Source organism: Nocardiopsis algeriensis, assembly GCF_014203695.1.
Classification (GTDB): Bacteria; Actinomycetota; Actinomycetes; order Streptosporangiales; family Streptosporangiaceae; genus Nocardiopsis; species Nocardiopsis algeriensis.
In genome coordinates this window covers 311,797-332,852 of record NZ_JACHJO010000002.1, presented here as the reverse complement: position 1 = coordinate 332,852, position 21,056 = coordinate 311,797, and the positions used below count along the sequence as shown (strand labels likewise).

Sequence of the window (21,056 nt, the reverse complement as noted above, 5' to 3'; positions counted from 1 at the left end):
CCGCCCGCAGGCCCTGTTTAGTCCCGGCTTCTCCGCGCGGAGCACCTGGCGATACCCTGGCGGTCATGACCACAGGCCCCTCCACCAGCTCAGGCCCCTCCGCCGATCGGGGGGTGATCGACCTCCTCGGTCTGCTCGCCTACGCCGAACTGGGCTCCTTCTTCCGCCTGGCCGCCGATGCCGGTCTCGCTCCCTCCCTGCGCAGCCAGGGCCGGTTGGCCGCGATCGCGGCCACCGAGCAGGTGCACTACCAGGCGATCCGGGACAGGCTGGTCGAACTGGGCGCCGACCCCGAGGAGGCCATGGCCCCGTTCGTGGAGCCCCTGGACGCCTGGCACGAGCGCACCCGGCCCAAGACGTGGCTGGAGAGCCTGGTCAAGACCTATGTCGGTGACGGCATCGCCGGCGACTTCTACTGCAAGGTCGCGGAGCTGGCCGACGACGGAACCCGGGCCGTCGTGGAGAGCGCGACGGCCGAGACCGGCCGCGCCGAGTTCATCGCGGAGACGGTGCGCGAGGCGGTGGAGAAGGACCCCGCGCTGTCCGGCCGCCTGTCCCTGTGGGCGCGCCGACTGGTCGGCGAGGCGCTCAGCCAGGCGCAGTCGGTGGCGGTGAGCCGTCCGGAGCTGGCTGCGCTGCTGGCCTCCGGGACCGGGGACGGGGCCGAGGAGGGCACGGCCGCGCTGGGGCACCTCGCCGAGGTGAGCCGGATGTTCGCCGCGCTCACCGCCCGGCACTCCGCCCGGCTCGAAGCCATGGGGCTCACCGCCTGACCCTGCGGGGTTCTTGACCGAATCATGGTTCGGACATGACCGAACCCGGGTTATTTCCAACACTTTCGTGACGATCGGATGGGGACGGGACGTAAACTCGATACCGTTCCCCGTCTTCCCAGCCCGTGAATAGGTACTTCCATGCCCCGTGGGACCTCTGTGCGCCACCCGCTGGCCGGCCTCACCCGTGACTTCCACCGGATCGGCCCGCTCGACGGTCCGCTCGAACCCTGGATGTGCGCTGAGCTGGACCAGCACGCCGCACAGGTGTGCGGAGCCATCACCTCCTCCGGCGGCGAGGTGACCGCCCGGACCCTCGGAACCTACCTCCACGGCTTCCTCGACGGGTGCCTGGAGCGGGGCTGGGACTCCGAGGCCGTGGAGTACGACTGGGAAACCCTCCGCATCCTCGCCATCTGCCGCCTGGCCAAGGAGCGCGGTCTCGTCCGCTAGGTTTGTGTCATCGCAGTGCCGGTGTGACCGACGGTGCCCGGCTGCTCGGCCGCTCCTCCTTCCGGAACTCCAGCAAAAACCCCTCCGTGGGCTTACGCTGTGAGCACGGCCGACCACAGCGGCCGGCCACGGACCCGTCACCTCCGTGGTCGAAACAGAGCACTGCGGAATGCAACGTGGTAATTGCGGCGTTATGTCGGTCCGAAGCGGGCCGACGAGCCGTGACTGGCGGAGCGGCCCGCGAAGCCGCGAGAAAGGAATGCGAATGAGGAGCGGTCGGCATGGGGCGGCGCGCCCACCGGTCGGCGTCCTGATCCAACAGGACCGCGTCGACTTCGCGCTTTTCGCACTGATCTTCGTCATCGCGCTGCTGTCGATGTTCTTCACCGGTCCGGGCAACATCGCCTTCTGGCTCGCCCTGATCCCGATGGTGTCCACGGTGGTGCTGGCCTTCCGCAGGATCGAGCACCTCTCGCGGCTGGAGCTGAGCGACTCGGAGTTCCTGTAGGGAGCACGACCGGTGTGCGCACGGAAGGAGGGCGGGGCCGCAGGGCCCCGCCCTCCCTCTCTTGTGTGTGCCGTCAGGGAGCGGTGCTGCCGCCCGCGCCCCGGCGGTGGGCCGGGGCCTCCTCGCGGGGGGCGGGCCCCGGACGGTTCAGGGCCGCGTCGCGCCCGGCCCGGTAGCTGGCCTGCTCGGAGATCTTGCCGCTCTCCTCCTCGGCCCTGCCCAGCCAGTGTTCCCAGCGGGACTGCATCGGCTTGATCATGCCGCCGCCGACACCGACGACGAGGATGCCGCCGATGGTCGCGAGCACGGTGATCAGCACCGGCAGGGTCACGCTCACCGCGATGCCCACCTGGTTCAGGGCGGCGATGACGCCCAGGCCCAGGATGAACACGGCCGCGATGTTGGCCAGCAGGCGCCCGTAGGACAGGCCTCCCAGGGCCCCGCTGATGATGTCGCGGACGGCCTTGGCGATCATGGCGGCGACCACCACGATCACCAGCGCCACGACGGCGCTGGGGATCCACGAGATCACGTCGCTCAGGAGCGTACTCACCGGGTTCGGCCCGAAGACGTTGAACGCGAGCGTGAGCACGAACAGCAGCCCGACGTAGTAGATGATCTTTCCGCACAGCTCACTGGCGCTCCAGCGGCTGCGCTCGAAGTACTCGCCCACACCGCCGCGGTGGAGGGCGCGGTCCAGCCCGACGCTGTGCAGGCCCTTGCCGACCAGCCTGCCCACGGCCCAGGCGATGAGCCATCCGAGAACGAGAATCACCAGGAAGCCGATGAGCTGAGGCAGGAAGGCCACCACCGACTGCCAGGCCGTCATCAGGCTCTGACCCACGTCCATAACGTCTTCACCCCCAAGTCGATTGCTCCGTCCGGAAAGCGAAAGCCCGCCGTTCGGACGTGGCAGAAAGGAGCAGGGCGCTCCTCTTTCGCCGATACCCGGGGATTCTGGATCGAACCTCTGGCGAACCCCTTTCTCAGGGGATTTCCTTTTCTTGGGGAACAAATAAAGAAAAAGGGAAAAGAAAATGCGGTACAGAACCGCGGGACGGGGGAGCGGCCCCGGCAGAGAGGAACCCCCGGGTGTCCCCGGGGGTTCCCCGCAGTCCGCGGGAAGCCCTTGGACGGCCTCCGCCGGACAGGGCCGGAGCCGATTTCCCGGCGAACGACCGGCGGCCGTGCGGCCCGAGATGATCCCGGAACCCGGGCTAGGTCTCTTGCTGCTCCTCGGCCGCGCCGCGCTGGAGGTCCCAGCCGCTGATGCCGCGCCAGGCCAGGCGGGCCACGAGCTGCTCGGCGGCCTCCTTCGGGATGGCGCCCCGGGTGTTGATCCAGTAGCGGGCGCTGGTCTCGGCCATGCCGACCATGCCGACGCTCAGCAGGTGGGCCTCCTCGTCGGAGATGCTGGTGTCCTGGCGGATCACCGCTCCGATGAGCTCCGCGCAGCGCTGCATGGTCTGCTCGCTCTTCTCGCGCACGGCGGGAAGGTTGCGCAGGTCGGACTCGAAGACCAGGCGGAAGGCCTCACCGTCGCCCGCGACGAAGTCGAAGTAGGCGCGGAAACTCGCGATGACGCGCTGGCGGTTGTCGTCGGTGCTCTGCAGGGCCTCGCGCTGCTTCTCGACCAGCGACTCGGAGTGCTCTTCGAGCAGTGCCAGGTACAGCTCCAACTTGCCGGGAAAGTGCTGGTAGAGCACCGGTTTGCTGACGCCGGCCCGTTCGGCGATCTCGTCCATCGCGGCCGCGTGGTACCCGCGTTCGACGAAGACCTCCTGCGCGGCGGCCAGAAGTTGGCGGCGGCGCCTGACCCGGGGCAAGCGGGTACCCCGGGCGCGGGCGTCTGAAGGAGCTGTCACACCCACACCCTCCGAAATCGGCATGGCAGATGCACGCCACTGTTGGACATCTGCGCGGCTGGTAGTGCTGCCGAACCCGCCTTCGGCCCGCGACGCGTTCCACAGCTTTCCTTTTGTCCATCCTACTCCGGCGTAGCTTGGGCGCGGGCATGTGCGCCCGCCGGTGCAGGTCAGCGGCGGTCCTCGTCGTCCTCGCCGACATCCTGCAACTGGTCCAGGACGTCCGCCTCGCTCGCCTGTCCGAAGACCTCCTCCTCGGCGCGGTCGAGCCAGTCGCCGTTGTCCTCGTCACCCGATGCGGGGGTGCTCTGCTCGACCGCGTCGGCCTCGGGAACCGAGGCGGTGGGATCGTCGCCGGGCACAGGGCTCCTTCTCGCGGATCGGTTCTCGGGCACAGGTCCTCCCCATGTCGTCACCAGATGTACCGACGTCCCTACCCGGGGCCGGGTCGGCGAACCGGACGGAATGAACTCCGGGCCTGCCGGGGTTGCCCAGGAGGAGAGCCTCTCCCGGACGGTGTGTCCCACACCTCCCCGGGGTGGGAATGCCAAACCCCACCCGTTAGGTTGGGTATAAGTGCAAGCACGCTTCGCGCCGCACCCCTCGCCCGCAGCCGCCGTCGAACGCAGGCGGTGCGAAGCACCTGAACAGACTTGAGGAGTCACAGTGTCGCTGCCGCCGCTGGTGGAACCAGCTGACGAGCTGACCGTGGACGAGGTGCGCCGGTACTCGCGGCACCTGATCATCCCCGACGTGGGCATGGACGGGCAGAAGCGCCTGAAGAACGCCAAGGTGCTGGTCGTCGGTGCGGGCGGGCTGGGCTCCCCGGCACTGCTCTACCTGGCCGCCGCGGGCGTGGGCACGCTCGGCATCATCGATTTCGACGTCGTCGACGAGTCCAACCTCCAGCGCCAGGTCATCCACGGCCAGAGTGACATCGGCCGGCCCAAGGCCGAGTCCGCGCGCGACAGCGTCCGCGAGGTCAACCCGAACGTCGAGGTCGTCCTCCACCAGGACCGCCTGGACTCCGACAACGCGCTGGAGATCTTCGCGGGTTACGACCTGGTCCTGGACGGGACCGACAACTTCGCGACCCGCTACCTGGTCAACGACGCCTGCGTCATCCTCGACAAGCCCTACGTGTGGGGCTCCATCTACCGCTTCGACGGTCAGGTCAGCGTCTTCTGGAACCAGTACGGGCCGCAGTACCGCGACCTCTACCCCGAGCCCCCGCCGCCCGGCATGGTCCCCTCCTGCGCGGAGGGCGGCGTCCTGGGCGTGCTGTGCGCGTCCATCGGCTCGGTCATGGTCAACGAGGCGATCAAGCTGATCACCGGCATCGGCGACCCCCTGGTGGGCCGCCTGCTCATCTTCGACGCCCTGGAGATGAGCTGGCGCGAGGTCAAGGTCCGCAAGGACCCCGAGACCGCCCCGGTCACCGAGCTGATCGACTACGAGGCGTTCTGCGGCGCCGTGTCGGACGAGGCGACCGAGGCCGCCGCCGGCTCCACGATCACCGCGACCGAGCTCAAGGACCTGCTGGACAACAAGGCCGACGAGATCTTCCTCGTCGACGTCCGGGAGAAGAACGAGTACGAGATCGTCAGCATCCCCGGTGCGACGCTCATCCCCAAGGGTGAGTTCCTCAACGGGAAGGCGCTCTCGCAGCTGCCCCAGGACAAGCGCGTCGTCCTGCACTGCAAGTCGGGCGTGCGCTCCGCCGAGGCCCTGGCCGCGGTCAAGGCCGCCGGCTTCGCCGACGCCGTGCACGTGGGTGGCGGTGTCCTGGCCTGGATCAACCAGGTCGACCCCAGCCTCCCCGAGTACTAGTCCCTGTCCTTCGGATCATCTCGGGCCGCACGGCCCGGGAGAACCTTCCCGGGACCCGCTTCCGAAGGGGCCGCACCCGCCGCCAGAACCCGAGGCCGGGTGCGGCCCCTTCGCGATTGCCCGGGCCGCTTTGGGTACATGGCCCTCGAGGGCCGTCGGCCGAGCGTCGGCCACAGGCCCGGAGGAGGTGTCTTCATGAACAGGAAGGGACGCTGGGCGGACTGGGGGGCGATCGTCGCGGGACTGGCCCTGGGCGCGAGCTGGGTCTGGCACGGGATGCAGGGCTTCAGCGGCGGGAGCCTGTTCATCCTCGGACTGGGGGTCGTCGTGGCCGCGGTCTTCTCCCTCACCAGGCCGGGGGCCCTGTCGAGCGAGGTGGCCACCCTGGCCCTCGGTGTGCTGACGTTCCTGCTGCCGTGGCTGCTGGGCTTCACCCACCTGGCCCTGGCGGCCTGGTCGGTGTGGATACTCGGCGCGGTCATCGCCGTCCTCGGCGCCTACGGCCTGGTGAAGGCCCGCAAGACCCGCCAGGAGGACCCGGATTCCCGGTGGAGCGTGCACACGACCGAGAACTGGGACGGTGACAGCCCCCCGCGCCCGGCCGGCAACCGGTGAGACTCCCTCCTTTCGTCGGAGGGCGGCGCTAGGCTCTTCCGCGTGTTCGAGAGCGAGGAGAGCGGGCCCGACGACTACGCCGAGGAGGTCCTCGCCGTGGTGGAGCGGATCCCGCCGGGGCGGGTGATGGCCTACGGCGACATCGCCGAGTACGTCGGCAGGGGAGGCCCGCGGCAGGTCGGCGCGGTCATGTCCGCCTGGGGCGGGGCCGTGCCCTGGTGGCGGGTGGTGCGCGCCGACGGCCGCCCGCCCCCCTGCCACGGCGGGCAGGCCCTCTCCCACTACGTGGCCGAGGGCACTCCCCTGCGTCCTTCGGGTGAGCGGGTGAACATGCGGGAAGCCCGGTGGGACGGGGAAACCCGGACCTGACGGCGGCCGACAAAACCCTCTGTCCGTGAAGAACCGGGCAGGATGGTCGCCGGTTTCTGGTGAACTGGTGGGGTGAACACATCCCCGTACCGTCTTGTGCGGCGTGCCCACCAGGTGCAGCCGCCGCCGGTGCTGGACGAGAACCAGAGGCGCGTGGTCGAGCACGAGGGCGGTCCCCTCCTGGTCCTCGCCGGCCCCGGCACCGGAAAGACCACCACCATCGTCGAGGCCGTCGTCGACCGCATCGACAACCGCGGCATCGACCCCTCGCGCGTCCTCGTTCTCACCTTCAGCCGCAAAGCCGCGCAGGAGCTGCGTGAGCGCATCACCGGACGCCTGCGCCGCACCACCCGCGAACCGCTCGCCCTCACCTTCCACAGCTACGCCTACTCCCTCATCCGGCGCGAGTTCCAGCGCATGGGCGACCGGCCGCCCCGGCTGCTGTCGGGGCCCGAGCAGCTCATGGAGGTGCGCGAGCTCCTGCGCTGGGAGGCCGTCGAAGGCGGTTCCGCCTGGCCCGAACGGCTGCGACCGGCCCTGGAGACCCGCGGGTTCGCCGAAGAACTGCGCGACTTCCTCATGCGTGCGCAGGAACGCGGGCTGGGTCCGGCGGAGCTGGAGGCGATGGGCCGCGAGCGCGGCCGCGACGACTGGATCGCCGCCGCCGGTTTCCTGGACCGCTACACCGGCCGGTTCGACATCGCCCCCGTGCCCACCCTCAACTACGCCGAACTCGTGCGGATCGCCGCCAACATGCTCGCCGACCCCGAGGTCCAGGAGCGTGAGCGCGCCGCCCACGAGGCCGTCTTCGTCGACGAGTACCAGGACACCGACCCCGCGCAGGAGGAGCTCCTGCACGCCCTGGCCGGGGACGGGCGTGACCTCGTCGCGGTCGGCGACCCCGACCAGTCCATCTACGCCTTCCGCGGCGCCGAGGTGCGGGGCATCCTGGAGTTCCCGCGCCGCTTCCGCACCGTGCGCCGCGAGGAGGCCCCCGTGGTGTCGCTGCGCACCTGCCGCCGCAGCGGCTCGGTGCTGCTGGCCGCCTCGCGCGCACTCACCCGGCGCCTCCCCGCCGTTCCCTCCGGGGACGGGCGCGTCAACGAGCACCGCGACCTGCGGCCCGCCGAGGGGGTCCCCGACGGGGAGGTGCGGCTGCTCCTGGCCGACAGCCCCGCGCAGGAGGCGGCGATCATCGCCGACACCCTGCGCCGCGCCCACCTCGTGGACGGCGTCCCCTGGTCGGACATGGCGATCCTGGTGCGCTCGGCCGCCCGCCAGGTGCCGGTACTGCGCCGCGCCCTGACCGCGGCCTCCGTCCCCGTCGCCGTCGGCGCCGACGAGATCCCCCTGGCGGCCGAACCCGTCGTCCGACCGCTGCTCGCCCTGGTCCGCCACGGCCTGGACCCCGAGGGGATCGACGACGAGGCCGCCCGCGCACTCCTCACCAGCCCCTTCGGTGACGCCGACTCCGTCCGACTGCGCCGCCTGGTGCGCGCTCTGCGCCGCCTGGACCTGGATCGCGTGGGAGCCGAAGGGGGGAGCGGCGACGACGGGGCCGCGTACCGGCCCGCGTCCCGCCTGCTCGCCGACGCGCTGCGCGACCCCGCCGACCTCACCCTCGTCGACCCCGAGGTGGCCGCCCCGGCCCTGCGGATCGCGGGGGCCCTGGCCGCCGTCCGCGAGCTCGCCGACCGGGGAGCCGACGCCGAACAGGTCCTGTGGCGGCTGTGGCGCGACAGCGGTCTCGCCGACAGGCTGCTGCGCGCCAGTCTCGCCGGCGGACGGCGCGGCGCCTCCGCCGACCGCGACCTCGACGCCGTGGTCGCCCTGTTCGAGAGCGCGGCCCGCTACTGCGACCGGCTGCCCCCCGGCACGCCCGAGGGGTTCCTGGAGGACCTGGACGCCCAGGAGATCCCCGGTGACAGCCTCGCCGAGCGCGCCCCCGAGGGCGAGGCCGTGCGCATCCTCACCGCGCACCGCTCCAAGGGCCTGGAATGGGGGCTGGTGGTCGTCGCCGGCGCACAGGAGGGGGAGTGGCCCGACCTGAGGCTCCGCGGATCCCTCCTCGGCGTGGAGGAGCTGCTGGACGCCGAGGCGCACGGCGCCGACTCCTCCGGTGCCGCGCTGGCCTCCAAGCTCCTGGACGAGGAGCGGCGCCTGTTCTACGTCGCCCTCACCCGGGCCCGGCGGTCCCTCGTCGTGACCGCCGTCGGAGGGGAGGAGGCCGAGGAGCGCCCGTCTCGCTTCCTGTTCGAGACCGGGGTCGGCGACCCCGAACCCGTCAGCACCGGACTGCGCTGGCTGTCGCTGCCCTCCCTGGTGGCCGACCTGCGCTCGGTCGTCACCGACCGCGACGCCCCCGATCCTCTGCGCTCCGCCGCCGCGGCCCATCTGGCGCGCCTGGCGGAGGAGGGCGTGCGGGGGGCCGATCCGGCCGAGTGGTACGCGCTCACACCCTTCTCCGACGACCGGCCCCTGGCCGAGGAGGGCGACACCGTCCGCGTCTCGCCCTCGCAGGTGGAGAGCTTCACCAGCTGCGAGTTCCGCTGGCTCCTGGAGCGCGCGGCCGGAGCCTCCTCCGGCGGTACCGCCTCGGCGCTCGGCACGGTCATGCACGCGGTCGCCGTCCTGGTCGCCGAGGGCGCCGGCGCCGACGAGGTCGGCAAGCGCATGGACGAGATCTGGGCGGACCTGGACCTCGGCGGCCCCTGGCAGTCCGAGAAGCAGCGCGAGCGCGCCGACGAGATGGCGCGCAAGCTCGTCGCGTGGCACGCCGCCAACGACCGCGAGCTCGTCGTCACCGAGGAGGGTTTCAAGGTCGAGGTCGACGGGATCGAGATTACCGGCCGCGTCGACCGCCTCGAGCGCGACGGCCAGGGCCGTGCCGTGGTCGTCGACATCAAGACCGGCGCCAAGGCCGACGACCTGGCCCGCCACCCCCAGCTCGGCGTGTACCAGATGGCCGTGCTCAAGGGCGCCTTCGCCAAGCTCGGCCTCACCGAGCCGGGCGGCGCCTCCCTCGTGCAGATCGGCAGGGACGCGTTCAAGCACAAGGCGCGGGAACAGGTCCAGCCGCCCCTCGGGGAGGACCCCGACCCCCGGTGGGCACAGGACCTCGTCACGGGGGTCGCCGCCGGGATGGGCGGCTCCCGATTCACCGCAATCCGCAACAAGGGCTGCAAGATGTGCGCCGTCAAGGCCTGCTGCCCGGTCCAGGACGAGGGCAGGCATGTCTGAACCCCACCCCCGCTTCACCCCCGCCGAGATCGCCCGCCTCCTCGGGCAGCCCGAACCCACCGCGGAGCAGTCCGAGGTCGTCTCCGCCCCGCTGGAACCCGGCGTCGTCATCGCCGGGGCGGGCTCGGGCAAGAGCGAGACCATGGCGGCCCGCGTCGTGTGGCTGGTCGCCAACGGATACGTGCGCCCCGAACAGGTGCTCGGCCTGACCTTCACCCGCAAGGCCACCGCCGAACTGGCCGAACGCGTGCGCAAGCGCCTGGAACAGCTGCGCGAGGCCCGGGTGGTCGAGGAGGAGGTGCTCGACGGCGAGCCCACCGTGTCCACCTACAACGCCTACGCCGGGCGCATCGTCGCCGACCACGCGCTGCGCGAGGCGGTCGAGCCCACGGCGCGGCTGCTGAGCGAGGGGCAGTCCTGGCAGCTGGCCGCGCGGATCGTCGAGGAGTACGACGGGCCGATGGACGCCGTCGACGTCGGCGCGGAGACCGTCACCCAGCGGGTGCTGCACCTGTCCGGGGAGATCGCCGACCACCTCACCACCACCGACGCGGTACGCGGCATCGGCCGGTGGATCCAGGCGGGGGTCGAAGCGCTGCCCAAGGTCACCGCCCCCACCCGGGACCTGGTGGCCGCCCAGCGGCGCCGCGAGCAGATGCTGCCGCTCGTGGAGCGCTACCGGCACGCCAAGCACGTGCGGGAGGCGATGGACTTCGGCGACCAGATGGCGCTGGCCGCCCGCATCGCCGAGCACCATCCCGAGGTGGGGCTCGTCGAGCGCGGGCGCTTCCGGGTGGTGCTGCTCGACGAGTACCAGGACACCAGCCACGCCCAGCTCGTCCTGCTGCGCTCGCTGTTCGGCGGCGGCCACGCGGTGACCGCCGTCGGCGACCCCTGCCAGTCCATCTACGGCTGGCGCGGGGCCATCGCGGCCAACCTCGTCCGCTTCCCCACCGACTTCCCCGCCGGCCCGGGACGGCCCGCGGCGGTGCGCCGCCTGTCCACGAGCTTCCGCAACGGCGAGCGCATCCTGGCGGCGGCCGGGCGGATCTCGGAGGAGCTGCGCGCCGAGGCCCGCGAGGTGCCGGTCCTGTATCCCGGCCCGGCCCGGCGCGGTCGCGGCACCGTCCGGACGGCCCTGTTCGGAACGGAGTCCGAGGAGGCCCTCTGGATCGCCCGGGAGGTGCGGGAGCTGGTCCGGGCGGAGGACGGGGGCACCGCCCCCGACGGTCTGCCCTGGCCCCCCGGCGAGTCGGGCGGCCGGGCCGACGGCGGGGTGGGCCCGGGGGACATCGCCGTGCTGTGCCGCCGCCGTGCCCAGTTCCCCGCCCTGCGGGAGGCGCTGGAGGCCCAGGGCATCCCCGTCGAGGTGGTCGGCCTCGGCGGGCTCATGGCGGTGCCCGAGGTCCGCGACATCATCGCCACCCTGCGCGTGGTCCACGACGCCTCGGCCGGCAACGAGCTCGCCCGGCTGCTCACCGGGCCCCGCTGGCGGCTGGGACCGCGAGACCTCGCCGCCCTGGGCACCCGCGCCGCCGAGCTGGCCCGCGCCACCCGGCGCGACCTCACCGGACCGGAGCCGGAGGAGGAGGGTGCCGGGGACGACGTGCTCCGGCGCAGCGTCCTGGACCTGACCTCGGAGAGCGGCAGCCTGGTGGACGCCGTCGACGATCCCGGCCCCGCGGAGAACTACTCGGAGACGGGGTACGCCAGGCTCGGCCGCCTGGCCGAGGAGCTGCGCTCGCTGCGCAAGCTCGTCGGCCAGCCGCTGCCCGACCTGGTGACCGAGGTCGAGCGGATGCTCGGCCTCGACATCGAGGTGGGCGCACGCACGGGCCGCGACCCGCTCTCGGCCCGCGCCGACCTGGACGCGTTCGTCGACCACGCGGTCCGGTTCACGGGCAGCAGCGAGGACCCGTCCCTGGGCAGCTTCCTCGGCTATCTGCGCGCCGCCGAGGAGAACGAGAGCGGGCTGGCACCCGGCGACCGGGTCGGCACCTCCGACAGCGTCAAGCTCATGACCATGCACGGAGCCAAGGGGCTCCAGTGGCCGGTGGTGTTCGTACCGGGCCTCAGCGGAGGCAAGAACCCCGTCTTCCCCGCCAAGGCGCGCGACTCCCTCGCCTGGGTGAAGGCCGACCACCTGCTGCCCTACCCGCTGCGCGGGGACCGCGACAGCCTTCCCGAACTCGCGGGGGTGGGCAAGGACGACATCGAGGCCTTCAAGGAGGAGGAGGCCGCCCGCCACCTGACGGAGGAGCGCAGGCTCGCCTACGTGGCCGTCACCCGGGCCTCGTTCCGCCTGGTGTGCACGGGCCACTGGTGGGGGCGCACCGGCACGGCGCCGCGCGGGCCGTCGGTGTTCCTGGAGGAGGTCCGGGAGGTCTGCGACCGGATCGTCCACTGGGCGGACCCGCCCGAGGCGGACGAGACCAACCCGCACGACGAGGAGGAGGGCACGGCGGTGTGGCCGCCGGAGGAGCCCCCGGACGGCCGCCACGGCGAGATCCTCGAAGGGGCGGCCCTGGTGGAGCGGGCCCGCGCAGCCCTGCGCGAGGGCCGCGACCCCGCCCCGGACCCCGCCCGCCACGACAAGCTGCGCCGCCGCCTCCAGGGCTGGGAGCGCGACACCCGCCTGCTGCTCGCCCACCGCGACCGCGAGGAGTCCGGGCCCGCCGGCGGGACGATCGAGGTGGAGCTGCCCGGCCACCTCTCGGTGTCGTCGATGGTGTGGCTGGCCCGCGACCCGTCGGCGCTGGCCCGCCAGATCCGCAGGCCCCTGCCCCGCCCGCCGGCGCCGCACACGCGGCGCGGCACGGCGTTCCACACCTGGCTGGAGCAGCGGTTCGGTCCCGGTGCCGCCCTGCTGGACGAGCTGCCGGGGGCGGCCGACGAGACGGCGGGGGAGGACGAGGACCTCGCCGAGCTGCAGCGCCGCTTCGAGGAGAGCGAGTGGGGCCCGCGCGTCCCCGTCGAGGTCGAGGTGCCCTTCGAGACGGTGATCGGCGACCGTCTCGTCCGCGGACGCATGGACGCGGTGTTCCACGACGCGGAGACGGGACGCTACGACGTGGTCGACTGGAAGACCGGCAGACCGCCCTCGAACGCGGCCGAGCGCCGCGCCGTGGGTGTGCAGCTGGCCGCCTACCGCCTGGCCTGGGCGGACCTGGCGGGTGTCCCCCTGGAGGAGGTCAGTGCCGCGTTCCACTACGTGCGCGCCGACGAGACCGTCCGTCCGGCCGACCTGCTCGACGCCGAGGGCCTGGCGGCCCTCTTCACGGCCCTCCCCGAACCGGGCCGCTGACCGGCGGGGCTCAGATCACGCCGAAGACGAAGCCGCCCCCGGCTCCGCTGTCCTCGCCGAACAGGTACCGCCGGGCCGAGAGCACGAACTCGGTGCGGCTGATGAACCCGTCGCCGTCGGTGTCCACCGCGCCGAAGTGCTCCCCGGCGGCGACGGTCCCGGCGCCCAGGGCCTCGGCGTAGCGCAGGAACTCGGAGCCGCTGATCCGGTCGTCGCCGTCGGCGTCGAGCAGGTCGAAGGCCGCCTCGGCCACACCCTCGGCGGGGTTGGACCGGCTCCGGTCCTCGGCCGCCGCGTGCATGGCGGCCACGAACCGCTCCCGCTCCAGGCGCTCCTCGGCCCCCGAGTGCCGCAGCAGTTCCTGCCACAGCGACCGGTACGCCTCCTCGACCGCCCGCGCCCGGCGCTCCTGCGGGTCCAGCCCGTACCCGGAGGTGTAGCGGTCCACGAGCCGCTGGTAGTCGGCCCACGTCACGGACTTGTCACCATCGGTGTCGAGTACGTCGAACAGGTCGCTGAACCTGGCTGCGACCGCCTCTGACGGTGTGGTGCTCACTGATCTCCTCTCCTGGGACGGGACGTTCCTGCCCCGTGTCCTCTGAGTTCCCGGACAGCGAAAAAGTTCCCCGTGTGCCTCACGAAGAACTTGGCGGCATTTACCCAAGATGGGAGAGTGGGCAATGCCCACACATGGAGGAGGCAGTCGTGGAACTCGTCAGAACCGGTAGCAGAGGCCGCATCACTCTCGGGGAGAAGATCGCGACCAGTGAGTACTACGAGGTCGAGAAGGCCGAGAACGGGACCATCACCCTCCACCCCGTACGTGTCGTCCGTACTGCCGAACCGACCCCGGACGACATCCGGCGCCGCAGCGAGGACGTCGACGCCGGGCGCAACATCATGAGCGCGACCCTCGACGACATCGACCGGGCCGTCGAGGACGGCGGATGAGGAAGCTGTCCTTCCACACCGAGGGCCGGGACGACCTGATGTGGTGGGTCGAGCACGACCGGCGTATCGCGAAGAAGATCCGCAAGCTCATGGAGGGGGCTCTCCGTGACCCCTTCGGTGGGTCGGGGAAGCCCGAGCCGCTCAAGCACAGGGGGCCGAACCGCTGGTCGCGCCGCATCACCGGCGAGCACCGGCCGGCGTACGCGGTGGCGGACGAGGAGATCACGGTCGTGAGTGCCAGAGGCCATTACTGACCTTCTCCGCACGCCGGGGCCTGCTTCTCACGGCGCAGCCGCTCCGGCTCCGGCCCGTGCGGTGCGTTCCCCAGCGGATGTCCCCGCGACCTGGGCCGTTTCCGCCCACGACGCCTCCTCCGGCCGCTCCGTCCCGCGTCGCGCCGACGATTCGTCCAGGTCTAAGGTCGGAATCGACAAGGATGTCGAGACAAGGACATGCATATGGACGTTCGCGCCTACATCGAGGCCCACCGGGACGAATTCCTCTCCTCGCTCAAGGAGTGGCTGGCGATCCCCTCGATCTCCGCAGACCCGGCCCACCACGGTGACGTGCGGCGTTCGGCGCGGTGGCTGGCCGACCACCTGTCCGCCACGGGCTTCCCCACGGTGGAGCTGTGGGAGACCCCCGGCCTGCCCGCCGTGTTCGCCGAGTGGCCCGCCGCCGACCCCGCGGCGCCCACCGTCCTCGTCTACGGCCACCACGACGTCCAGCCCGTCGATCCGCTGGAGGAGTGGGAGACCCGGCCCTTCGAGCCCACCGAGCGCGGCACCTCCCTGTTCGCGCGGGGAGCCTCCGACGACAAGGGCCAGGTGCTCTTCCACGCCCTCGGCGTGCGTGCCGCGCTGGCCGCCTCCGGCGCCGACGCCCCGCCGGTCACGATCAAGCTCCTGGTGGAGGGCGAGGAGGAGTCGGGCTCCGTGCACTTCGCCGAGCTCCTGGCCGCCAACCGCGACCGGCTGGCCTGCGACGTGGCCGTCATCTCCGACACCACCATGTGGGCGGCCGACACCCCTTCGATGTGCGTGGGCATGCGCGGCGTCACCGACGTCGAGATCTCCCTGTACGGCCCCGACCGCGACCTGCACAGCGGCTCCTTCGGCGGAGCCGTCCCCAACCCGCTCAAGGCCATGAGCGACCTGCTCTCGGGCATGCACGACGACGACAACCGCGTGGCGATCCCCGGCTTCTACGACGGCGTGGTCGAGGCGAGCGAGGAGGAGCGCGCCCTCATCGGCCGCCTGCCCTTCGACGAGCAGGAGTGGCTGGCCACCGCGGCATCGAGGGCCGTGTGGGGCGAGAAGGGCTACTCCACCCTGGAGCGGATCTGGCTGCGGCCCACCGCCGAGATCAACGGCATGTGGGGCGGGCACACCGGTGCCGGCGGCAAGACGATCGTCCCCCGCTCCGCCCACGCCAAGGTCAGCTTCCGGCTGGTCCCCGGCCAGGAGCCCCTGAGGATCCAGGAGTGCGTGCGCGCCTTCGTCGAGGCGAACACCCCCGACGGCCTGCGCGTCGAGACGGAGTTCGGCGGCGGTGTGCGCGCCTGCGCCTCCGACCTCTCCTCCGGCGCCCTCAAGGCCGCCCGCGCCGCCATGGAGCGCGCCTTCGGGACCCAGGTGCTGTTCACCCGCGAAGGGGGCAGCGGCCCCGAGGCCGACATCGCCGACATCCTCGGTGCCCCGCTGGTGTTCGTCGCCGTGGGCCTCGACGAGGACCGCATCCACGCCCCCAACGAGAAGGTCGAGGTGCCCCTGCTGCTCAAGGGGGCCGAGAGCGCCGCATACCTTTGGGAGGAGCTCGCCTCCGCGGGCCGCTGATCCGCGTTCTGCGCACGGGCCGCGCCACCGCGGCGCGGCCCACTCCGAAGGAAGGACCCATGGACCCTGCCATACCCTCGCTGTCCCGCTTCTCCATCGACCCCGCCGGGCACCTGCGCAGGGACGCGGAGTGGCTGGAGAAGGCGTGGGCCGACCCGGCCACCCGCGTGCTCGTCCTGGAGGGCGGCTACGTGGGCACCGACGACTGGAGGAGCATGATGCTCAAGCAGTCCCGGGCCCTGGTCACCGACGGCGGGGCTCCCGAGCTCGTGCTCAGGACCCCGGAGGAGGCACCCGAGGGCGAGCGCTACCTGCTCGGGGTGGAGGACGGCCGCGCCTACTTCGCGGTGCGCGCGCCCAGCGCGCTCACCGCCGGCGAGGGCGCCCGGCTCGCCTCCCTGCGCGAGGTCGGCGCCTTCCTGCCCGACCGCGACACCGGCCTGCTCACCCGCGCGGTCTCCCTCGCCAACTGGAACGCCACCCACGGCTTCTGCCCCGCCTGCGGCTCCCGCACCGTCCCGGCCGCGGCCGGCCACGTCCGGGTCTGCGAGAGGGAGGGCAGCGAGCAGTACCCACGGACCGACCCGGCCGTCATCATGCTGGTGCACCGCGAACGCGACGGCCGGGAGGAGATCCTGCTGGGGAACAACGCCCGCTGGGGGGACGAACGCCGCTACTCCGCGCTGGCGGGCTTCGTCGACGCGGGCGAGTCGCTGGAGCAGGCCGTGGTCCGCGAGGTCGCCGAGGAGACGGGTGTGGTGGTGGAGCACCCGCGCTACCTGGCCTCGCAGCCCTGGCCGTTCCCGCGCAGCCTCATGGTCGGCTACACCGCGCGCGCCGTCGGGGAGACCGGGCGGACGGACGACGAGATCGCCGACGTGCGCTGGTTCGGCCGCGACGAACTCCTCGAGGCCACACGCGGCGGAGAGGTCCTCCTGCCGGGGCGGATCTCGATCGCCCGCACCCTCATCGACCACTGGTACGGCGGGGAGCTCCCCGGGGAGTGGTGAGAGCCCCGAGGAGAGGCGTCAGCCGCTCAGCTCCTCCGGCAGGGAGGTGAGGGGGCTCGTGCTGCTCTCCACCACGTCGCGCGCCAGGTGGGCCACCTTGAGACCGCGCGAGCGGGCCGAGGAGCGCAGCCGCTCGAACGCCTCGCGCGGGGTCATCGTGTGCCGTTCGGCGAGGACGCCGATGGCCTGCTCCACCACCACGCGCGAGTGCAGCGCGTGCTCCAGCTGGGCGACGGTGTGCCGCAGGCGCTCCACCTCCGAGGCCCCCTCGGGGACCCGGCCGGGAGCCCGCGTCCGGAACCGCTCGGCGTCGGCCTCGCCGGAGAGCAGGTCGGCGAGGACCATCGCGCTCACCAGGTCGGGCATCTCCTGCCCGCCCACGCGCCACCCCCTGGGGGTACGGCGCACCACCCCGGCGTCCGCCGATGCGGCGACCGCCATGTCCTGAGACCTCACGTCGTCCCCCAACTCCACACTCCCCGTCGTCGCTTCCGTCGGGTTGTCCCATGGCCGGACCGCCCTCGGACGGGGGTGTGCCCCGGGTTCGGGGTACCGCGGCCCGCGGGCGCACCCGCGGGCCGCAGCCGTCCTACGACAGCTCGGCCAGCTTCTGCTTGACCTGGGCGAGCGACGGGTTGGTCATCGCCGCACCGTCACTGAAGACCAGCGTCGGGACCGTCTGGTTCCCGCCGTTGACCTTCATCACGAGCTCCGCCGCCTCCGGGTGCTTCTCGATGTCGACCTCCTGGCCGGTGATCCCCTCGCGCGCGAGCTGGCTCTTGAGCCTCTTGCAGTACCCGCACCAAGGGGTGGTGTACATCGTGAACTTGTCGGTGGACGTGCTCGTCATCTCGCTCGGTCCTCTTCTCGTCTCGCGGCCGGGGGCCGGTTTCCGTCCCTCTGTCCAACAACGGACGGGGCCGTTCCGCTTCCCGGGGGCGCTCGACACAACGTGGGACGCCTCACAGGGGCAAGTGGTTCTGAATGTGTCCTTCGCCGCACAGAGAGTGGTACCGCGTTCCGTACCGGGAGGATCCGGGCTGTGGACAAGTGCCCGCCGGGGCCCGCCCCGGCGGATACTTGAGAGACTGCCTTCAGCCCGCCCAACCGTCCCGACAACTCGCAGGAGCACCATGGACCCCGACCGCGTCCTGGAGGGACTGGACCCGGAGCAGACACAGGCGGCGCGCGCCCTGCGCGGCCCCGTGTGCATCCTGGCCGGTGCCGGAACAGGGAAGACCCGCGCCATCACCCACCGCATCGCCCACGCGGTCGCCGGCGGGGTGGTCGACGAGCAACAGGTCCTCGCGGTCACCTTCACCACGCGCGCGGCGGGGGAGATGCGCGGACGGCTGCGGGCCCTGGGCGCCCCGCGCGTACAGGCGCGCACCTTCCACGCCGCCGCGCTGCGCCAGCTCTCCTTCTTCTGGCCCCAGGTCATCGGCGGCGAGAGGCCCACCCTCATCGAGAGCAAGGTCCAGGCCGTGGCGCGCGCCGCCCACTCCGTCGGAATCCAGCCCGACCGCAACGGCCTGCGCGACCTCGCGGGGGAGATCGAGTGGGCCAAGGTCACCCAGGTGCGGCCCAGCGACTACGAGAAGACCGCGGCCAAGACGGGCCGCCAGACGCCGCTGCCGGGCAACGAGGTCGCCCGGGTCTTCGAGGCCTACGAGGAGCTGCGCCGCGAGCACAACCTCCTCGACTTCGAGTCCATGCTCGAACTCACCGCCGGAATGATCAACGAGTACCCGGCGATCGCCCAGCGCGTGCGCGACCAGTACCGCTACTTCGTCGTCGACGAGTTCCAGGACGTCAACCCGCTCCAGAAGCTCCTCCTGGACGCCTGGCTCGGCGACCGCGACGACATCTGCGTGGTCGGCGACCCCAGCCAGACCATCTACTCCTTCGCGGGAGCCACCCCCTCCTATCTCACGGGCTTCGCCGCGCGGTATCCGCACGCCACCGTCGTCGAGCTGGTCCGCGACTACCGCTCCACCCCCCAGGTGGTGCGGGTGGCCAACCACGTCATCTCCCAGGCGCGCGGCACCACCTCCGCCGGCCACCTCACCCTCCAGGCGCAGAGGCCGGACGGACCCGATCCCGTCTACCAGGAGTACGAGGACGAGCCGGCCGAGGCCACCGGCGTCGCACGCAAGATCGCCGTCATGATGCAGGAGGGCGTGCCGGCCGGGGAGATCGCGATCCTGGTGCGTACCAACGCCCAGTCCGCCGCCTACGAGCAGGCCCTCAACGACGAGGGCATCCCGTTCACCGTGCGCGGCACCTCCCGCTTCTTCGAGCGTCCGGAGATCAAGCAGGCCGTGCACCTGCTGCGCGGTGCCCGCCACGAGGTCCCGGGGGAGGAGCCGGCGCCCCTGGCGGGCACCGTCCGCCAGCTCCTGGGCCAGATCGGCCTCACCGACGCCGCCCCGGAGGGCCGCAGGGCACGCGAGCGCTGGGAGTCGCTGTCGGCGCTGGCGCAGCTGGCCGAGAACATGGCCGCCGGGACCGGGCACGGGGGGCGGGCGGTCACCATGGCCGACTTCGTCGACGAGCTCGACACGCGCATGGCCATCGAGCACGCGCCGGGGTTCGAGGGCGTGACGATCGCCTCCCTGCACGCGGCCAAGGGCCTGGAGTGGGACGCCGTCTTCCTCGTCGGCCTCACCGAGGGCATGATGCCGATCATCTACGCCGAGACCGACGAGCAGGTGGAGGAGGAGCGCCGCCTGTTCTACGTCGGTGTCACCCGCGCACGCGAGCACCTGTCCATGTCGTGGGCCCTGGCGCGTTCGCCGGGCGGTCGCAGGACGCGCAAGCCGTCCCGGTTCCTCGACGGTCTGCGCCCCGCCTCGCCCTCCACGGCCGCACGCCGGGCCGAGCGCCGCAAGGGAGGCCCGGCCCGCTGCCGGGTGTGCGCCGCCGCGCTCACCGACGCCGCCGAGCGCAAGCTGGGACGCTGCCTGGACTGCCCCTCCAGCTACGACGAGGCGCTGATGGAGAGGCTGCGCGAGTGGCGCCGGGCCGTGTCCCGGGAGCAGAAGATCCCCGCCTACGTGGTCTTCACCGACGCCACCCTCCAGGCGATCGCCGAGCAGGAGCCGAGCGGGCTCTCCCAACTGGCGGCGGTGTCCGGTGTGGGAGCGGCCAAACTCGAACGCTACGGTGAGGCGGTACTCGCCCTGGTCTCCGGAGCCGACCCCGCCCAGGTCTTCGGAGGCGAGGACACAGGTGACGAACCGGAGGATCCGACGGATGAGTGAGAGCTCCGACAAGCTGGAGCGGGAGCAGTCCCTGAGTGAACTGATGGCGATCCTGGACCTGGAGCAGATCGAGGTCAACATCTTCCGGGGCAGCAGCCCGAAGGAGGGCCCCCAGCGGGTGTTCGGCGGCCAGGTGGCGGGCCAGGCCCTGGTCGCCGCGGGCCGGACCGTGCCCGCGGAGCGCCACGTGCACTCCCTGCACGCCTACTTCATCCGCCCGGGTGACCCTTCGGTGCCGATCGTCTACGAGGTCGACCGGGTCCGCGACGGGCGTTCCTTCACCACCCGCCGGGTGGTGGCCATCCAGCACGGCAAGCCGATCTTCACCCTGTCGGCCTCCTTCCACAAGGAGGAGCCGGGCCTGGACCACCGGATCCCGATGCCCGACGTGCCCCCGCCCGAGGAGCTGCCGAGCACGCGCGAGCGCATCCGCGCGGAGTTCGGCAAGGTGCCGGGGTTCGTGCGCTGGCACCCGATCGAGCTGCGCCCGGTGGGGCCGCTGTCCTACGAGGCCGAGCGCGACCCGAGCCTGCGCACCGCCACCAATCCGGTGTGGCTCAAGGTCGACGGCAAACTGCCCGAGGACCGCCTCAGCCACGTGTGCCTGATGACCTACGCCTCGGACATGACCCTGCTGGACACCGTGCTGCTGCGGCACGGCCGCTCCTTCGCCGGCATCTCCATGGCCAGCCTGGACCACGCCATGTGGTTCCACCGGCCGTTCCGTGCCGACGAGTGGCTGCTCTACGCCCAGGAGACCCCCACCGCCGGGGGCGCGCGCGGCCTGGCCCGGGGACTGGTCTACACCCGCGACGGCGACCTGGTCTGCTCGGTCGTCCAGGAAGGGCTCATCCGGGTCATCGACGCCGAGGGCTGGTCCGAGGCCCTGCGCCCCTGACCCGGGGCGGGGGCCGCCCGTCCCCGGGCGGCGGTCCGGCCGGGGACGACCCGCTCCGCATCGGCAGGGTGAACCCTTCCGAACGTCCGAGAAAACAGGAAATCGGTGGCCGGATTCGGCCGTTCTCCCAGCTCAAAAATAG

20 protein-coding genes are annotated in these 21,056 nt (G+C 72.1%); 14 read left to right on the top strand and 6 right to left on the bottom strand.

Going from position 1 to position 21,056, the window contains the following annotated elements; genetic code table 11:
• Positions 1-65: 65 nt before the first annotated feature.
• The 3 genes from FHS13_RS03770 (at position 66) to FHS13_RS03760 (ending at position 1,734) form a co-directional block, all read left to right on the top strand.
• On the top strand, positions 66-773 hold the full coding sequence (locus tag FHS13_RS03770) for a ferritin-like fold-containing protein (RefSeq protein ID WP_184287487.1): 708 nt from the start codon (positions 66-68) through the stop codon (positions 771-773).
• A 141-nt stretch (positions 774-914) separates the two neighbouring features.
• Positions 915-1,226 (top strand): DUF6401 family natural product biosynthesis protein, encoded by a 312-nt coding sequence (locus FHS13_RS03765; protein WP_184287484.1) that lies wholly within the window; start codon positions 915-917, stop codon positions 1,224-1,226.
• Positions 1,227-1,491: 265 nt separating this feature from the next.
• Positions 1,492-1,734, top strand: coding sequence for a hypothetical protein (locus FHS13_RS03760; protein WP_184287481.1), 243 nt, complete (start codon positions 1,492-1,494; stop codon positions 1,732-1,734).
• 73 nt (positions 1,735-1,807) lie between these two features.
• Here FHS13_RS03760 and FHS13_RS03755 read toward each other — a convergent pair whose 3' ends face one another.
• The 3 genes from FHS13_RS03755 to FHS13_RS03745 all read right to left on the bottom strand — a co-directional run bounded on the left by FHS13_RS03755 (position 1,808) and on the right by FHS13_RS03745 (position 3,961).
• Positions 1,808-2,584 (bottom strand): mechanosensitive ion channel family protein, encoded by a 777-nt coding sequence (locus FHS13_RS03755; protein WP_184287479.1) that lies wholly within the window; start codon positions 2,582-2,584, stop codon positions 1,808-1,810.
• Between the two features lie 367 nt (positions 2,585-2,951).
• On the bottom strand, positions 2,952-3,599 hold the full coding sequence (locus FHS13_RS03750) for a TetR family transcriptional regulator (RefSeq protein ID WP_184287476.1): 648 nt from the start codon (positions 3,597-3,599) through the stop codon (positions 2,952-2,954).
• Between the two features lie 170 nt (positions 3,600-3,769).
• Complete coding sequence (locus tag FHS13_RS03745) at positions 3,770-3,961, bottom strand: hypothetical protein (RefSeq protein WP_343064886.1); 192 nt, start codon at positions 3,959-3,961, stop codon at positions 3,770-3,772.
• A gap of 304 nt (positions 3,962-4,265) precedes the next feature.
• On the opposite strand from FHS13_RS03745, the gene moeZ reads away from it, so the two are divergent.
• The 5 genes from moeZ (at position 4,266) to FHS13_RS03720 (ending at position 12,957) form a co-directional block, all read left to right on the top strand.
• Positions 4,266-5,429, top strand: a complete 1,164-nt coding sequence (moeZ, locus tag FHS13_RS03740) for an adenylyltransferase/sulfurtransferase MoeZ (RefSeq protein ID WP_184287468.1) — start codon at positions 4,266-4,268, stop codon at positions 5,427-5,429.
• 195 nt (positions 5,430-5,624) lie between these two features.
• Entirely contained in the window at positions 5,625-6,044 is a 420-nt protein-coding gene (locus FHS13_RS03735; RefSeq protein ID WP_184287466.1) for an SPW repeat protein, read from the top strand.
• Between the two features lie 42 nt (positions 6,045-6,086).
• Complete coding sequence (locus FHS13_RS03730) at positions 6,087-6,413, top strand: MGMT family protein (RefSeq protein WP_184287463.1); 327 nt, start codon at positions 6,087-6,089, stop codon at positions 6,411-6,413.
• Positions 6,414-6,509: 96 nt separating this feature from the next.
• Entirely contained in the window at positions 6,510-9,653 is a 3,144-nt protein-coding gene (locus tag FHS13_RS03725; RefSeq protein ID WP_184287977.1) for a UvrD-helicase domain-containing protein, read from the top strand.
• Positions 9,646-12,957: an ATP-dependent helicase gene (locus FHS13_RS03720; RefSeq protein ID WP_184287460.1), complete on the top strand. Its 3,312-nt coding sequence runs from the start codon at positions 9,646-9,648 to the stop codon at positions 12,955-12,957. The genes FHS13_RS03725 and FHS13_RS03720 overlap by 8 nt, the downstream gene beginning before the upstream one ends.
• A 10-nt stretch (positions 12,958-12,967) precedes the next feature.
• On the opposite strand, the gene FHS13_RS03715 is transcribed toward FHS13_RS03720, so the two are convergent.
• Positions 12,968-13,513, bottom strand: a complete 546-nt coding sequence (locus FHS13_RS03715; protein ID WP_184287456.1) for an EF-hand domain-containing protein — start codon at positions 13,511-13,513, stop codon at positions 12,968-12,970.
• A gap of 149 nt (positions 13,514-13,662) precedes the next feature.
• Between FHS13_RS03715 and FHS13_RS03710 the strand changes: the two genes are divergently transcribed.
• The 4 genes from FHS13_RS03710 to nudC all read left to right on the top strand — a co-directional run bounded on the left by FHS13_RS03710 (position 13,663) and on the right by nudC (position 16,753).
• Positions 13,663-13,908 (top strand): hypothetical protein, encoded by a 246-nt coding sequence (locus FHS13_RS03710; protein ID WP_184288030.1) that lies wholly within the window; start codon positions 13,663-13,665, stop codon positions 13,906-13,908.
• Positions 13,905-14,162, top strand: a complete 258-nt coding sequence (locus FHS13_RS03705; RefSeq protein WP_184287453.1) for a Txe/YoeB family addiction module toxin — start codon at positions 13,905-13,907, stop codon at positions 14,160-14,162. Before FHS13_RS03710 ends, FHS13_RS03705 begins: the two co-directional genes overlap by 4 nt.
• A gap of 204 nt (positions 14,163-14,366) precedes the next feature.
• Positions 14,367-15,743: a dipeptidase gene (locus FHS13_RS03700; protein ID WP_184287974.1), complete on the top strand. Its 1,377-nt coding sequence runs from the start codon at positions 14,367-14,369 to the stop codon at positions 15,741-15,743.
• A 59-nt stretch (positions 15,744-15,802) separates the two neighbouring features.
• Positions 15,803-16,753, top strand: coding sequence for an NAD(+) diphosphatase (gene nudC / locus FHS13_RS03695; protein WP_184287449.1), 951 nt, complete (start codon positions 15,803-15,805; stop codon positions 16,751-16,753).
• Between the two features lie 18 nt (positions 16,754-16,771).
• On the opposite strand, the gene FHS13_RS03690 is transcribed toward nudC, so the two are convergent.
• Entirely contained in the window at positions 16,772-17,194 is a 423-nt protein-coding gene (locus FHS13_RS03690) for an ANTAR domain-containing protein (protein ID WP_184287972.1), read from the bottom strand.
• Between the two features lie 148 nt (positions 17,195-17,342).
• Complete coding sequence (locus FHS13_RS03685; RefSeq protein WP_184287446.1) at positions 17,343-17,603, bottom strand: mycoredoxin; 261 nt, start codon at positions 17,601-17,603, stop codon at positions 17,343-17,345.
• A 283-nt stretch (positions 17,604-17,886) separates the two neighbouring features.
• On the opposite strand from FHS13_RS03685, the gene FHS13_RS03680 reads away from it, so the two are divergent.
• Positions 17,887-20,016, top strand: a complete 2,130-nt coding sequence (locus tag FHS13_RS03680) for an ATP-dependent DNA helicase UvrD2 (RefSeq protein WP_184287443.1) — start codon at positions 17,887-17,889, stop codon at positions 20,014-20,016.
• A complete protein-coding gene (gene tesB, locus FHS13_RS03675) occupies positions 20,009-20,914 on the top strand; it encodes an acyl-CoA thioesterase II (protein ID WP_184287440.1) in 906 nt (301 codons plus the stop codon). Before FHS13_RS03680 ends, tesB begins: the two co-directional genes overlap by 8 nt.
• The last annotated feature ends 142 nt before the right edge of the window (positions 20,915-21,056 follow it).

Coding starts and splice junctions, on each gene's coding strand:
- FHS13_RS03770 (WP_184287487.1), top strand. CDS start 66: ATGACCACAGGCCCCTCCACCAGCTCAGGCCCCTCCGCCGATCGGGGG.
- FHS13_RS03765 (WP_184287484.1), top strand. CDS start 915: ATGCCCCGTGGGACCTCTGTGCGCCACCCGCTGGCCGGCCTCACCCGT.
- FHS13_RS03760 (WP_184287481.1), top strand. CDS start 1,492: ATGAGGAGCGGTCGGCATGGGGCGGCGCGCCCACCGGTCGGCGTCCTG.
- FHS13_RS03755 (WP_184287479.1), bottom strand. CDS start 2,584: ATGGACGTGGGTCAGAGCCTGATGACGGCCTGGCAGTCGGTGGTGGCC.
- FHS13_RS03735 (WP_184287466.1), top strand. CDS start 5,625: ATGAACAGGAAGGGACGCTGGGCGGACTGGGGGGCGATCGTCGCGGGA.
- FHS13_RS03720 (WP_184287460.1), top strand. CDS start 9,646: ATGTCTGAACCCCACCCCCGCTTCACCCCCGCCGAGATCGCCCGCCTC.
- FHS13_RS03705 (WP_184287453.1), top strand. CDS start 13,905: ATGAGGAAGCTGTCCTTCCACACCGAGGGCCGGGACGACCTGATGTGG.
- FHS13_RS03700 (WP_184287974.1), top strand. CDS start 14,367: ATGGACGTTCGCGCCTACATCGAGGCCCACCGGGACGAATTCCTCTCC.
- nudC (WP_184287449.1), top strand. CDS start 15,803: ATGGACCCTGCCATACCCTCGCTGTCCCGCTTCTCCATCGACCCCGCC.
- FHS13_RS03690 (WP_184287972.1), bottom strand. CDS start 17,194: ATGGCGGTCGCCGCATCGGCGGACGCCGGGGTGGTGCGCCGTACCCCC.
- FHS13_RS03685 (WP_184287446.1), bottom strand. CDS start 17,603: ATGACGAGCACGTCCACCGACAAGTTCACGATGTACACCACCCCTTGG.
- FHS13_RS03680 (WP_184287443.1), top strand. CDS start 17,887: ATGGACCCCGACCGCGTCCTGGAGGGACTGGACCCGGAGCAGACACAG.
- tesB (WP_184287440.1), top strand. CDS start 20,009: ATGAGTGAGAGCTCCGACAAGCTGGAGCGGGAGCAGTCCCTGAGTGAA.